A 13,507-nucleotide genomic window follows, 5' to 3' on the forward strand; every position below is an offset into this window, starting at 1 on the left:
CCACCTGAAAGCTGTGTATGGTAACGGTTGTATTTGTCTGATAATCCTACTTTGTCAAGGAGTTTTTTGGCTTTTCCCGAATCTGGTGAAATCATGGGCAGCATAACATTTTCTAATGCTGTAAGCTGCGGCATTAAATTGAACCGCTGGAATACAAATCCAATGTTTGCCCTTCTGAGATTTGCCTGTTCATCTTTTGTATACTCTTTGATATTTTTTTCGTTCAACAAGACAGTTCCCTTTGTGGGTGTGTCGAGTATTCCTGCCAGGTGGAGCAGTGTTGATTTTCCAGATCCAGAAGGACCCATTATGGCAATAAATGAACCGCTGTTTACTGTTAAATTAACCCCTCTAAGTGCTTGTATGTCCTCTGATCCCATTTTGTATGTTTTCCAGACTTCATTAAATTCGAGTACATCGTTATTCATATCGCAGTGCCTCCACAACGTTTAGTTTAGATGCCCTCCATGCGGGATATAATCCTGCCAGAACACTTAAAATTGTAGCACCTCCAATTACTGCAGCGACTAACCATAAAGGCAACATTTGGGTGAGTTTAATGCCGCTAATACCGTATTGCGGTGCAAGGAACATAATTCCAAGTTCGAGTATGACCGCCGCTACAACTACCCCTACTATGGCGGATAATAAACCTAAAAGACCGGCCTCTGTAAGTATGCTGCTTAATATTTCTCTATTTTTAAACCCGATTGCTTTTAATACTCCAATTTCTCTTGTCCTCTCTGAAACATTGACTAACATGATGTTTATAATGCTTATAACTCCCACCAGTAATGCAACACCTGCAATAGCACCTACAAAGAGGGTTACTGTTTGCATTATATTATCGATCTGTTTGGTGTAGTCTGACTTTGTTAAAGCACTTGTACCGTTTACAGCACTTTCAATCTGGTTTTTTACAGTATCTGGGTCCGCTTTAGTATTTGCAGTTATACTTGATACCTTGTTGCTGTTTAGAGGAAGAGCTTTATCAACATTCATGAACACGTATGCCCCATTGTCTCCTCCTTCGTTAGTTATCCCGGTAACTGACATTTTTTGATTTTTAACGGTTATATTGCTTCCAATTTTATAATTTAATTCATCTGCAAGTGATTTACTGATAACAACGCCGGGAGTCCCGTTAAATTTCAACTGGTTCCAGTCACTCATTCCTATAACCATTACCTGGATGTTATTCATTTGTGTGGTGAACTGTGTTTCTTTTTTAATGTTGTAAAGATCTGACATATTTTCTATCTGGGAAACTGCAGCAGTATTTAAAAATGAATCACCTGTAGATCCTGTAATTCCTGACCCTCCAGAGCTATTTGTTATGGTAACGTCGCCCATGAGGGAAGCTGTTTGATCTTTCATATAAGACGACATTCCAGTACCAATACCTATAAGACTAATTAGGGCAGTTACTCCTATTACTATTCCTAACATGGTTAGGGCGCTTCTAAGTTTTCTTCTTTTAAAATTTTTAAAGGATAGTTTATAAATGCTCATTTGATTCCTCCGAATGTAGATACTTGCCTGAAATAATGTTGCATTTTTTGGATGCAACTATTTATCTTACTTTAATACTATTGACGTATTAACTATTAAATTTTTTTAATTTGGTATGAATTGAATTTTTAGCATTTAATACACAATTAGTCATTTCATTAAAAAATTAATAGTCTAAATTTCAGTTTAATTTTTATTTAAATAGCTTAATAATGCTTTTATTTAAAAATATCACATTTATGTATTTAAATAGACTTAATAAATAAATAATATACAAAAATACTTTGATTAAGCTTTAGATTTTCAAGAATGAAAATATGAATATGTGCTTAACTGCTGAAGTTTCTATTAACATCTGACATTGGACATTATGGGAGGTGTAATACATTATCACATTAATATTTATATAGAACATTATAATATGAATAGAGGAGGCATTATTAATGGATGAGGAAAAATTAGGAGAAATGTTGGATAATTTATTTTTGTTATACCAACTTTTTCAAAAAAACGTTTTGAAGTATAAGACCAGTAATGGGCGTATAAAAATGTCATTTGCCCATTATTTAACATTGATAATATTGAAAGAAAGGGGAGAACTATCCATATCTGAAATTGGAACCTTAATTGGGATGAAAAAACAAAATATGACCTATCTGACCAATAAACTTGTTGAAGATGGGTTGATCCAGAGATTACATGATATGAGCGATCGGAGGGTAATTAAAATTGCCCTTACGGGTAAAGGTGATGAATATCTGGATAAATGGCGTAAAAGTAAAATTGAAGAAACGAAAGAAGATTTTTCTTTTTACAACGATAAAGATATGAATGAAATTTGCAGATCAATTGAAAATATCAAGCAGGTATTCTTAAGAATAGATAATGGAAGAAAAAATTTTTAAGTATCTGCAAGCAGTAAGTCAAGCCTAAAATTTTTTAATTTTACTGCAAAGGTTTAGTTAAGATAGTAAATCATTCTTTAAATATCGTTAAGTATGTTTTACTACCTAACTGGACCGAATATACTTTAGCTAACACATGATAGAGATTTCTATTTCATGTTTTAATTCAACTTTATTTTTTAATAGGAAATTTTGCCTTTGATATCTTATTTTTTAGATTTTTAGTATAATTTAGAGGATCCCCTATTGAAAATTTGCAAATTTTAAAAATAGTACCTGTGTAGTCATAATGAACAATAGAATGTATATTCATTTGTATGTCCTCCCATAGGTATGAATTTGAAATTATATAAATAAAAACGTGTTAATAACTCTATTTAACCTTTTATAAATCCTAATAATTCCACGATTTGACTCATTGCAATCTTGAATAGTCAAATATTAATACTTAAACAATGTTTATTAGGAATGTGTTAAATAAAATCAAATACGGATTTATAGGAGGTGAAAAATATGTTGGAAGCTTTATTGGCTTTATTAAGCCCTGTTATATCATTAGTAGGCGGGCTAGTAAGTCCTTTATTAGGACTTATATTATAATATTTGAGGCGTAATGGAGTCTTTATGGGGTGAAAAGTGTGATAAAACATTTTATCAGACTTGTTACACCCTTTATGTTTAATAAAGATTTATTACAGGCACTGCTAGTTATTTTAATACTGTGAAGTATTAAAACTAGTTTAAAGGAGGTGAAAAGCATGATAGAAACCTGTGGCTTTTTATACCAGCTATTAGATTTATTAGGAGGTTTGTTAGGTTCCCTTTTAGGTATTTTATTTTAGTGCCACCAGCATAGTATAAAATTAGTTTAAAGGAGGTGAGAAACATGGTAGACTGCTGTGGCTTTTTATACCAGCTGTTAGATTTATTAGGAGGTTTATTACAGTCCTTAGTGTGTTTGTTATTTTAATACTGTAATCGTGTTATGGCCATTTTAATGGGGCGAAAAATATGTTAATGAGTTTGCTGGATTTATTAAGGCCAGTAATATCTTCGATAAGTATTTAGTAGCTTCAATAAAAGATTGGTGCTGTAATGCGTTTAATGTATAATAATTTAATAGGCATATCCCATACAAATTCCCACTCATCATAACACATTTTCTTTAAAGGAATATCTGGCAATGGGATAGGCCTATATTCCTTTAATTACTTTTTTAAAAGTGGAATTTTTAATTAAATTATAACTTAATTAAAATAGCTCATGTTGGAGTATTGTGCAAATAGTACTAAATTATTATGTAATTTTTGATTAAATAAATGGAATTTCTTTTAAAACAAGCTCAAATTTAAATTAACCCGTAAACATGTAATCTGTATAAACCATGCATATGATGATAGACATGAGAGATTATGTTGATGTGCTTAAATAAAAAGATACTGATCTTAAATTCAATACGTTAACTGGTTAAAAATAGAATTTAAATGAAATTAGTCAAAAAAAAATTAATTAACGGAGTATGCTGCCGTCCTGCATTTTGATTACCCTGTCTGCATATTCTGCACATAGTGGATCGTGTGTTACCTCTACGATTGTTAACCCATCATTTTGATTTAATTCCTGGAGTAATTCCATTATTATCCTTGTATTTTGAGTATCGAGTTCTCCTGTAGGCTCATCGGCCAGTAAAAGTGATGGATCATTTGCAAGGGCGCGCGCAATGGAAACCCTCTGCTGCTCCCCACCTGAAAGCTGTGTATGGTAACGGTTGTATTTGTCTGATAATCCTACTTTGTCAAGGAGTTTTTTGGCTTTTCCCGAATCAGGTGAAATCATAGGTAACATAACATTTTCTAATGCTGTAAGCTGCTGCATTAAATTAAACCGCTGGAATACAAATCCAATATTAGCCCTCCGGATTTTTGCCTGTTCTTTTAATGAATACTCTTTGATATTTTTCCCGTTCATTAAAACAGCTCCCTTTGTGGGTGTATCGAGTATTCCTGCCAGGTGGAGCAGTGTTGATTTTCCAGATCCAGAAGGCCCCATTAACGCTGTAAAAGTGCCTTCATTTATAATTAAATTAACTCCTTTAAGCGCCATTACTTCTTCTGTTCCCATTTGATATGTTTTCCAGACATGATTAAATACCAGTACATCGTTATTCATATCGCAGTGCCTCCACAACGTTTAGTTTAGATGCCCTCCATGCGGGATATAATCCTGCTAAAACACTTAAAATTGTAGCACCTACGATTACACCTGCAACTAACCACAAGGGCAGCATTTGGGTAAAGCTCATATTTTCTAGACCTAACTGAGGTCCATATAACATAATTCCCATTTCCATTAAAATGGCAGCTGCAATTATGCCTATTACTGAAGCCATAAAACCCAATAAACCCGCTTCTGTAAGAATACTTCCCAGTATTTCTCTGTTTGTAAAGCCTATCGCTTTAAGTACTCCAATTTCTCTTGTCCTCTCAGAAACATTAACTAACATGATGTTTACAATGCTTATAACACCCACCAGTAACGCAACGCTGGCTATGGCACTTACAAAGAGGGTTACTGTTTGCATTATATTATCTATCTGTTGTGTGTAGTCATTTTTTGTGAATGCACTTGTACCATTTATAGAACTTTCTATTTCTTTTTTAACAGTATCTGGATCGCCTTTAGTATTTGCAGAAATAGTAGATACATTATTATGGTTCATATCAAGAGCCTTATCTATGTTTATGAATACAAGCCCTATTCCGAACCCGCCTTCGTTGGTTGTCCCAGTTACTGTTAATTTATGGTCTTTAATAGTTATGTTACTTCCAATTTTATAATTAAAATCATCAGCAAGTGATTTACTTATAACAACGCCAGGGGTACCGTTAATTTTTATCTGATTCCAGTCGCTGATTCCTTCAACAACTATCTGCATGTTGTTTAATTGGGTGTAGAATTGTGATTCTTTTTTAATATCGTAAAGTTGGGGCATGTTTTCTATTTTGGAAACTGCAGCAGAGTTTAGAAATGTGTCGCCGGTAGATCCTGTGATTCCTGATCCGCCGGAGCTGTTTACTATGGTAATATCACCCATAAGTGATTCAGTTTCCTCTTTCATGTAGGACGTCATCCCTGTACCAATACCCATAAGTACCACTAGGGCAGTAACGCCTATAATCACACCCAGCATAGTTAGGGCGCTTCTAAGTTTTCTTCTTTTAAAATTTTTAAAAGATAGTTTATAAATGCTCATTTGAAACCTCCAAACATACAATAAATCTAAGTAATGCATTTAATTATACAGATATTACATTTTATTCAATAACTTATTACAAAATTAATTATCATAGTTCTATGTCCTCCAGTTCGAATACTTCCTCAATGTATCCCCTTTTGAGAGCTTTAGTAATTCTGTAGGCTAAAATTAGAGAGGGGTTATACCTACCCTGTTCTAAAGCTATAATTGTCTGCCGTGTTACTTCAACAGCTTCTGCTAACTCCTCTTGAGTCATTTTAAGTTCTTTTCTATATTCTTTAATTCTTGTTTTCATAGGTGTTCTTCCATGAAATTGTATACAAGCACAAAAACACGCAGATGATTAAAATAATATGTTTGGAGGTTCCTGCCGAATTTGTACTGTATTGACATACGTAAAGCGCCCCTTATGGAAAAATTATTTTGTTATTACTTCTTCCCGGAAGTTGTAAAAGAAATATGAAAGTACACAGATTATTATACTGCCTGAAAAAAGCAGAGTGAATGCTTGTGGGAAGTAAGACATATCTTTAGTCATGCTTATGTAAATTAAAGATATCGCACCTGCGAATATAACATAAAGAAATGTATTTCGGGTTGCCAGTCCAACATTTGCCTGTAACCTTTCATCATTTTTGTCGTAAATTGTGAAATAGACCACAAATGCTGCAAAGCCTGCAAATCCAATGTTTCCAGTTACAAAATACAGCAAACTCAGCGGGCTTAAAAATCCTAAGTACCATAATGCGTTTTTCATTTTAATTCTCCTTTTCCAGTTTATGTCTGGTTATATTATTTATTAAGGCTCCTCCAACAGCGGTAATCATGATTAGGATGTACAACCCTGTTTTAATATCAGTGCCGTTAAAATTATTAATCAGGATTATTGAGCCTGTAATCATAATTATTAGTACTCCCCAGGCCATATTTCTCATCGCAATAGCGTAATGCATATGTTCCCGTTCATCAAGTGACTTTAATGAAACAATATTTTCATCCATAATTAAAAATAAAAAAACTCCTGCAACTATAGTTTCTGTTATTATGTTTTGGGGCAGCATTACTCCTATAAAGATCACAGACATTGCAATTATATTATAGATCCATCCTTTCAGCGGTATATCAAAAATTGAAGATGTCCTATTTTTCTTTTTAAACCATTCAGGTTTTGCAATTACCATTTTTTTCACCATATTCTTGATTTACAAGTTTGTTTTTAGATTCTAATTATTTTTATCTTATTTTTCTTAAAAAAAATAAGATAAGGGGTTTAAACCCAAAATTACCATCCTAAATCCAGAATGTCCCCATCCTGCATTTTAATTACTTCTTCTACGAATTCTGCAGCGAGAGGATTGTGGGTTACTATTATAATAGTTAATCCCTTTTCTTGATTTAGATCTTTTAGTAATCCCATTATTTTCCGTGTATTTACTGTATCGAGTTCTCCTGTAGGCTCGTCGGCAAGTAGAATAGATGGATCATTGGCTAAAGCTCTGGCAATGGCCACTCTTTGTTGTTCTCCACCTGAAAGCTGCGTCTGATAACGGTCGTATTTGTCGGATAATCCTACTTTGTCTAATAATTCCTTTGCTTTTTTGGAATCGGGTGAAATCATGGGCAGCATAACATTTTCTAATGCTGTAAGCTGCGGCATTAGGTTATAACGCTGAAATATGAACCCAATATTTTTTCTTCTAAGTTCGGCCTGTTCATTCCCTGTATACTCTTTGATATTTTTTCCATTTAGTAGAACAGTTCCTTTACTTGGTATATCAAGAATTCCTGCCAGGTGGAGCAGTGTTGATTTTCCGGATCCAGAAGGCCCCATTATGGCAATAAATGAACCTTTATTTACTTTTAGGTTTATACCCCGGAGTGCCTGTATATTTTCGGTTCCCATTTTATACGTTTTCCACACGTCATTAAATTCCAGCACTTTGTTATTCATATCTCAGCGCCTCCACTACATTTAATCTTGAAGCGTGCCACGCAGGATATAAACCTGCTAAAATACTTAAAACAGTAGCACCTGCAATTACTCCTGCCACCAGCCATACCGGTAACATCTGGGTTAAGCTGATGCTTCCCATACCCAGTTGCTGTGCAAATAATGTGATTCCAATTTGCATTAAAACTGCAGCTATTATTACACCTATTACAGATGCTGTAAATCCTAAAAATCCAGCTTCTGCAAGTATGCTGCCTAATATTTCTCTGTTTTTGAATCCTATTGCTTTTAACACTCCAATTTCTCTTGTTCTTTCAGAAACGTTAACCAGCATGATGTTTATAATGCTTATAACTCCTACCAGCAGTGCGATACTGGCAATTGCACCTACAAACATAGTTATTCCGTTCATCATGGTATCAATCTGTTTGCTGTAATCTGATTTGGTTATAGCGCTGGTACCATTTACTGTGCTTTCAATTTCTTTTTTTACAGTATCGGGATCGCCTTTGGTATTTGCTGTAATAACTGACATCTTACCATCGTTCATCTGAAGGGCTTTATCTATATTTAAAACTACAATCCCTGCTCCAAACCCACTTTCGTTGCTTATTCCTGTTACTGTCAGCTTCTTACCTTCAATGGTTATATTGCTTCCAATTTTATAACCTAAAGCATCTACGATTGACTTACTGATAACAACACCGGGGGTCCCGTTCATCTTTACCTGATCCCATTCAGTTGTCCCCACTACCACTATCGGCATATTGCCTAATTGGCTGTTAAATTGGGTCTGTTCTTTAAAATCGTAAAGCTCTGACATATTTTTTAGCTTAGAGACAGCTTTTGAATTTAGATAGGAACTAGTTCCCGCAGATCCCATGAATCCTGATCCACCAGAACTGTTTACAATCGTTACATCACCCATCATGGTCTCTGTCTGTGATTTCATGTAGGATGACATTCCTGTACCAATACCCATCAGTGCTACCAGGGCAGTTACTCCTATTATAACACCTAACATGGTTAAAGCGCTTCTCAATTTCCGTCTTTTGAAATTTTTGAACGATAACTTGTAAATGCTCATTTAATTCCTCCGATATTCATTTAGTTTATATATCATTTCTTCTTTAGAGCTTTAATCAGCGTAATTTGCGTTTAATTGATTAGTCTCTATTTAAATATTCATTATCTAAGTTTTGGGATAGAACATGTCATTTTAAACCCTTTATGCATTTTTAATTACTATTTTTTTCACCTCATGTAAAAAATATGTTACATCTAATGTAAAAAATACATTACATTATATATAAATGTTTTGAAATAAGGGGCATGTTAAAAAAAAAGAAAATTATAATGATTAACTCCATAGTGAATGACCAAATATTTTTGACTACTATCAAAAACTGTCAAAATCTTTGTTTTGACGCATCGAATCGAAGATTCGAATGCTTTGTTTTTGATGCCTGCAAAAACCAGAGGTTTTTGCGGTTGCGAATCCCTTAAAATTCAAGGAATTTTGGGGCACGAATCGAAAGATTCGCATGTTTCAATTCGCAAACACAGAAAATGTTGTCAAATCCCTCAAAAATTCAAAGAATTTTTGGGGCACGAATCAAAGATTTGTAAGCTCTGATTTGACACAGCAAAAATCGAAGATTTTTGCATGCGTTGCATTTTCTCCAGCTGTCAAAAATCATAGATTTTTGATGCGTAGAATAAAATGCATAGCATTTTTTTCTCCAGCTGTCAAAATTTACGATTTTGCATGTACCTAAAATGTATAAGTTTAAAAAGTTACGTCATTCACTATAATATTAAATGTCTTAAACAGTATCAAACAAAATGGTGAATTTACTTAAATTCAAAGCTGTGGGGTAATATGAATCGTTTGTGGGATATTTAATTAAAGGTCTTAAACAGTATCAATTGGTGAATTTAATTAAATTCAAAGTTTCTCAGGTGTAGTATGAATCGTTCGTGGGGATATTTAAGCGCATTAATGGTGGCCATTCTTTTTGGGGTATGGTTTTCACTGGACAAGATACTGCTTGGATATCTTCACCCTTTCGCCCTTGCAGCGCTTACATATTTAATAGCAAGCGTGTTTCTGTTTTTTGTTTACCTTTCTCCCCTTAAAAATAGAATATTGAAGACCATAAACAAGAAAAGCAGGGTGGAAAACTTCATATCTAAAAAGGAATATTTGATTCTGTTTTTAACTGCAATTTTTGGCTCAGTTATAGCTCCTGCATTATATTTAAGTGGTTTAAGCAGGATAACTGCGGTAAATGCTGCTCTTTTAACAAATGTAGAGATACTATTTATTATCATTATTGGAATTTTTTTCCTCAAAGAAAAAGTTCATAAAAAAGATATTCTAGGGTTTGCCCTTTTGTTAATAGGGGCAGTAGTTTTAAGCACCAATGACCTGAGGGATCTTTCCTTTAATCAGGGCCTGTTTGGAAGTCTCCTTGTAATTTCAGCATCATTTTTCTGGAGCCTTGATACCAGTTTAAGCAAATTTTTAAGCCATAAACAGAATATAATATTTATAACTGCTTTAAAATCAGGAATTGGGGGTTCAATTTTATTATTTTTGTCTTTAATTTTGGGGCTGAACTTTACCTTACCTTTGTTCCGGCTGCCTCTCCTACTTTTTATTGGAATTGTTGCTGTGAGCTTTTCGCTTGTATTGATATATTATTCACTCAGGGTTATCGGTTCGACAAGAACAGGATCTATATTTGCTCTTAGTTCTCTTTTTGGGGCTATAACTGCTTATTTTGCACTGGGCGAACCTTTAACTGTTTTAAGAATATTATTTGGAATTTTAATGTTGCTGGGTGTTTTAATTTTGTATAAAGGGCAAAAATAAATCATTTATTGGGGAGTGGTGATGTCGATATATTTATATGACTAAAAATCCAAAGTAGTCATAGAGTTTTAAGAGGGGATTATGTAATGAAAGCCTTCGATAAAAATGAAAAAGAGTATCTAAATAAAATGTTCATGGAGAAAGGTAAAGAATTATTTTCAGTGTATGGAATTAAAAAAACCAGCATTGAAGACCTCACGAAATCAGTAGGAATTGCTAAGGGGAGTTTTTACACGTTCTTTAATTCTAAAGAAGAATTATATTTCAAGATAATGTCTGAAGAAATTAAAAACCTGGCAAAAGAAAATATTACAACACTTGATAGAGAAAAACCGGTTAAAGAAATAATTAAAAGCTTTTTAATTAATGCAATTGGGGAAATTCACTCAAACCCTATTTTAAATAAATTACTAATCCCTGGAGAATTTGAACTGGTACGGCGTAAAATGACAACTGCAGATTCGGGGAATAACGCTGATTTTTTAGGGCCTATGACTGCTTTCTTATCTAAACTACAAAAAGAAGGCCTTATAATTGAAATTGACCCATCACTCATGGCGAATGTAATACGCGGCTTGCTGCTTCTTTCAACCCACAAAAGAGAGATTGGAGAAGAGTATTTTGATGAAGTAATCCAGTTTTATGTGGATATGATCGCTCTAAAACTAACAGATGTGAAATAAGGGGAAATAAATATGGATCGCCAGAATAAAAGAAAAGGAATACTTTTGATAGCTCTCCTTATTTTCCCTTTATTTAAGCCATTTCTATCTCCAGTGACTGTAATGATGGGAACAGTTCAGGGAGTTATAGTCGGAGGACTGGTTATTTACATATCTCTATTTTTATCATCTCTTTTTGTAGGTAGGGCATTCTGTGGGTGGCTGTGTCCAGCGGGAGGGATTCAGGAGTACTGTTCTGTTGTTGTTAATAAGACTCCAAAGTCGACAAAATTCAAAAAGCTCAAATATATTTTTTGGCTTGGATTAGTATCAGCAATAGCTGTTGCAATATTTAAATCTGGAGGATTAAATCACATAGACTTGTTATATCAGAGTAAACTTAACATTCCTGAGCTGCAGGAGTATATTATATATTATGCTGGAGTTGGGATAATAACAATCCTCGCTTTTACCGTTGGTAAACGTGCAGGATGTCTTTATATTTGCTGGTTAGCTCCATTTATGGTAGTTGGAACAAGGATAAAAGAATTGGCTAAATATCCTTCTTTATATATAAGAACTGACCCGCAGAAATGCATAAACTGTGATATATGTAATGATAAATGCCCGATGAGTATCAATATATCCGGACGGGTAAAAAATAAGTTTATATCTGATTCAGAATGCATCATGTGCGGGGAATGCGTGGATGCATGTCCTGAAAAAGTTATGAGTTATAATTTTGGTTCAATTAAAAAGAAATGATTGATCATCAACTCATTCCTCTATCAATTCTTCAATCTCGTCAGCCACTTCCCAGTGCGAACCCCGCTTTTCAGCCCTTCTAATTAACCAAACACCAATAAATGCTCCAACAATTGCACCTGCAGTATCTGTAAACAGGTCATTCATGGTATCATCAAGGGGATCCTGTGTTGGAGAGCCCTGCATTTGTGTATTTCCAGTGATTTGCCCGATAACTGTGTGGGATAAATATTTATCGTAAGTGTACTCTCCCATCTCAAGTACGCCTCCAAATCCTATGGTTACAAGCACAATAAGCACAGCCATGGCAGGTATGGTTGCCTTAAGCCTTCCGTAGAAGTACATTGTATAAATAACCATCATACCTATTAAAGCGATATAGAGCGGCAGCATGAAATGCATGAAGTTATCGTAATGCGGAATGCTCACATAAAGCCCGAGGGCATCGCCTCCTACAAGCTCAAATAAAACCATTAATAGAATTAAAATTTCAATTTCTACAGGTATGGCTCGTATCCTTCCACGGGTGAAAAATGATGGAGTATAAATTATAACAAGTGCAATAAGGATAAGCAGTCCAAAAATTCTCTCAGTACCGTTTACGCCGCCGAATATCAAAATATAAATACCTGAGATTAAAAGGAATATGCTCATTCCCATTAACAGATTCTTTTCCCAGGATGGGATTTTTGGTTTATGTATCTTTGGTTTTGGATCAGTCATCTTTACGGCCTCATATTATGTATAACTACTAAACTGTTTTATGAATGTTTGATTATCAATAATTTAAATATTACTATTTTGTTTTATATAATAACTATTTTAAATTTTATGTTTGGATATTAAATTGTCCATAATGTAATTATAGGCATATAATGACTTTAAAGTTGCTATTTTATGATATAAACACTTATTTTATCTAATTTGCAGATTATTCAATTTAATTTTCATATTTTTTTATATTCATATTATTTAAAGAATTAATACTAAATTAATATTTAAAACAAAATAGCGTTAAAATGAAAACTCAAAAAGTAAAGGCAGGCGGGGCTTTAGTATGTAACGGTAAAGATGGAGTTATTGGGGCAGTCCTGAAATATGAAAATAAAAACTGTATTTTAACTGCATTTCATGTTTTAAAGGTAGGGGGCTGCAGTTTAGGTGATACTTTAAAGGTAAATGGATTTAAAGCTAAAGTAATTGAGATATCTGTTGACCATGATCTTGCAGTTGCAGAGGTATACGCACCTGAATCTGCATTAAAATTTTCAAATATTGAAAAACCAGAAATTGGGTCCGCATATGCACTTAAAGGTAAATTTAAAAATCCATGTAACATCATGACTCTTGGAAGGACCTATCATTATCTCTCGTTTTCATTCCAAACACTTCCTCTTCCCGGCGACAGCGGATCTCCTATAATTCAAAATGGGAATGTGGTGGGGATACTGGCATCTGTATTTTACAATAATGCAACTGGAATTGCAGTATCCCTTGAAATATTTAGGAAGCAGTGATTACGGCTAATTTTAAAGGGGCAGCTTTTAATATTTTTAATACAAAGTCCAACTTTAGTAA

15 protein-coding genes are annotated in these 13,507 nt (G+C 33.9%); 5 read left to right on the top strand and 10 right to left on the bottom strand.

Annotated elements, in window-relative coordinates; translation table 11 throughout:
• Positions 1–428: ABC transporter ATP-binding protein (locus EJ01_RS11605; RefSeq protein ID WP_048192894.1), on the bottom strand; the 428-nt coding region annotated here is incomplete at its 3' end.
• A complete protein-coding gene (locus EJ01_RS11610) occupies positions 421–1,512 on the bottom strand; it encodes an ABC transporter permease (protein ID WP_048080979.1) in 1,092 nt (363 codons plus the stop codon). The genes EJ01_RS11610 and EJ01_RS11605, both read right to left, overlap by 8 nt.
• Positions 1,513–1,955: 443 nt before the next feature.
• On the opposite strand from EJ01_RS11610, the gene EJ01_RS11615 reads away from it, so the two are divergent.
• Positions 1,956–2,417 (top strand): MarR family winged helix-turn-helix transcriptional regulator, encoded by a 462-nt coding sequence (locus tag EJ01_RS11615; protein ID WP_048080978.1) that lies wholly within the window; start codon positions 1,956–1,958, stop codon positions 2,415–2,417.
• A gap of 1,509 nt (positions 2,418–3,926) precedes the next feature.
• Here EJ01_RS11615 and EJ01_RS11620 read toward each other — a convergent pair.
• The 7 genes from EJ01_RS11620 to EJ01_RS11650 form a co-directional block, all read right to left on the bottom strand.
• Positions 3,927–4,586: an ABC transporter ATP-binding protein gene (locus EJ01_RS11620; RefSeq protein WP_048080977.1), complete on the bottom strand. Its 660-nt coding sequence runs from the start codon at positions 4,584–4,586 to the stop codon at positions 3,927–3,929.
• The gene (locus EJ01_RS11625; protein ID WP_048080976.1) at positions 4,579–5,670 is read right to left on the bottom strand and encodes an ABC transporter permease; all 1,092 of its coding nucleotides are present in this window, start codon (positions 5,668–5,670) and stop codon (positions 4,579–4,581) included. The genes EJ01_RS11620 and EJ01_RS11625 overlap by 8 nt, the downstream gene beginning before the upstream one ends.
• A 91-nt stretch (positions 5,671–5,761) precedes the next feature.
• Positions 5,762–5,968: a helix-turn-helix transcriptional regulator gene (locus tag EJ01_RS11630; protein ID WP_048080975.1), complete on the bottom strand. Its 207-nt coding sequence runs from the start codon at positions 5,966–5,968 to the stop codon at positions 5,762–5,764.
• A 123-nt stretch (positions 5,969–6,091) separates the two neighbouring features.
• Positions 6,092–6,430 (bottom strand): hypothetical protein, encoded by a 339-nt coding sequence (locus EJ01_RS11635; RefSeq protein ID WP_048080974.1) that lies wholly within the window; start codon positions 6,428–6,430, stop codon positions 6,092–6,094.
• 1 nt (position 6,431) lies between these two features.
• On the bottom strand, positions 6,432–6,854 hold the full coding sequence (locus tag EJ01_RS16650) for a hypothetical protein (protein WP_052376123.1): 423 nt from the start codon (positions 6,852–6,854) through the stop codon (positions 6,432–6,434).
• Between the two features lie 101 nt (positions 6,855–6,955).
• Positions 6,956–7,624: an ABC transporter ATP-binding protein gene (locus tag EJ01_RS11645; RefSeq protein WP_048080973.1), complete on the bottom strand. Its 669-nt coding sequence runs from the start codon at positions 7,622–7,624 to the stop codon at positions 6,956–6,958.
• Positions 7,617–8,711 carry an ABC transporter permease gene (locus EJ01_RS11650; RefSeq protein WP_048080972.1) on the bottom strand — a complete coding sequence of 365 codons (1,095 nt, stop codon included), beginning with the start codon at positions 8,709–8,711 and terminating at the stop codon, positions 7,617–7,619. The genes EJ01_RS11645 and EJ01_RS11650 overlap by 8 nt, the downstream gene beginning before the upstream one ends.
• 882 nt (positions 8,712–9,593) lie before the next feature.
• Between EJ01_RS11650 and EJ01_RS11655 the strand changes: the two genes are divergently transcribed.
• From EJ01_RS11655 to EJ01_RS11665, 3 genes are all read left to right on the top strand, one after another.
• On the top strand, positions 9,594–10,502 hold the full coding sequence (locus EJ01_RS11655; RefSeq protein ID WP_048080971.1) for a DMT family transporter: 909 nt from the start codon (positions 9,594–9,596) through the stop codon (positions 10,500–10,502).
• A gap of 86 nt (positions 10,503–10,588) precedes the next feature.
• Positions 10,589–11,185: a TetR/AcrR family transcriptional regulator gene (locus EJ01_RS11660; protein WP_048080970.1), complete on the top strand. Its 597-nt coding sequence runs from the start codon at positions 10,589–10,591 to the stop codon at positions 11,183–11,185.
• Between the two features lie 12 nt (positions 11,186–11,197).
• Positions 11,198–11,929 (top strand): 4Fe-4S binding protein, encoded by a 732-nt coding sequence (locus EJ01_RS11665; protein WP_052376125.1) that lies wholly within the window; start codon positions 11,198–11,200, stop codon positions 11,927–11,929.
• A 12-nt stretch (positions 11,930–11,941) separates the two neighbouring features.
• On the opposite strand, the gene EJ01_RS11670 is transcribed toward EJ01_RS11665, so the two are convergent.
• The gene (locus EJ01_RS11670; RefSeq protein WP_048080968.1) at positions 11,942–12,652 is read right to left on the bottom strand and encodes a hypothetical protein; all 711 of its coding nucleotides are present in this window, start codon (positions 12,650–12,652) and stop codon (positions 11,942–11,944) included.
• Between the two features lie 296 nt (positions 12,653–12,948).
• On the opposite strand from EJ01_RS11670, the gene EJ01_RS11675 reads away from it, so the two are divergent.
• Positions 12,949–13,446: a S1 family peptidase gene (locus EJ01_RS11675; protein ID WP_048080967.1), complete on the top strand. Its 498-nt coding sequence runs from the start codon at positions 12,949–12,951 to the stop codon at positions 13,444–13,446.
• Positions 13,447–13,507 lie beyond the last annotated feature (61 nt).

Origin of the sequence: Methanobacterium veterum, assembly GCF_000745485.1 — an archaeon.
In the GTDB taxonomy this organism is placed as follows: Archaea; Methanobacteriota; Methanobacteria; order Methanobacteriales; family Methanobacteriaceae; genus Methanobacterium_D; species Methanobacterium_D veterum.

Coding starts and splice junctions, on each gene's coding strand:
- EJ01_RS11670 (WP_048080968.1), bottom strand. CDS start 12,652: ATGACTGATCCAAAACCAAAGATACATAAACCAAAAATCCCATCCTGG.
- EJ01_RS11675 (WP_048080967.1), top strand. CDS start 12,949: ATGAAAACTCAAAAAGTAAAGGCAGGCGGGGCTTTAGTATGTAACGGT.
- EJ01_RS11650 (WP_048080972.1), bottom strand. CDS start 8,711: ATGAGCATTTACAAGTTATCGTTCAAAAATTTCAAAAGACGGAAATTG.
- EJ01_RS11665 (WP_052376125.1), top strand. CDS start 11,198: ATGGATCGCCAGAATAAAAGAAAAGGAATACTTTTGATAGCTCTCCTT.
- EJ01_RS11630 (WP_048080975.1), bottom strand. CDS start 5,968: ATGAAAACAAGAATTAAAGAATATAGAAAAGAACTTAAAATGACTCAA.
- EJ01_RS11645 (WP_048080973.1), bottom strand. CDS start 7,624: ATGAATAACAAAGTGCTGGAATTTAATGACGTGTGGAAAACGTATAAA.
- EJ01_RS11660 (WP_048080970.1), top strand. CDS start 10,589: ATGAAAGCCTTCGATAAAAATGAAAAAGAGTATCTAAATAAAATGTTC.
- EJ01_RS11625 (WP_048080976.1), bottom strand. CDS start 5,670: ATGAGCATTTATAAACTATCTTTTAAAAATTTTAAAAGAAGAAAACTT.
- EJ01_RS11610 (WP_048080979.1), bottom strand. CDS start 1,512: ATGAGCATTTATAAACTATCCTTTAAAAATTTTAAAAGAAGAAAACTT.
- EJ01_RS11635 (WP_048080974.1), bottom strand. CDS start 6,430: ATGAAAAACGCATTATGGTACTTAGGATTTTTAAGCCCGCTGAGTTTG.
- EJ01_RS11620 (WP_048080977.1), bottom strand. CDS start 4,586: ATGAATAACGATGTACTGGTATTTAATCATGTCTGGAAAACATATCAA.
- EJ01_RS11655 (WP_048080971.1), top strand. CDS start 9,594: ATGAATCGTTCGTGGGGATATTTAAGCGCATTAATGGTGGCCATTCTT.
- EJ01_RS11615 (WP_048080978.1), top strand. CDS start 1,956: ATGGATGAGGAAAAATTAGGAGAAATGTTGGATAATTTATTTTTGTTA.
- EJ01_RS16650 (WP_052376123.1), bottom strand. CDS start 6,854: ATGGTAATTGCAAAACCTGAATGGTTTAAAAAGAAAAATAGGACATCT.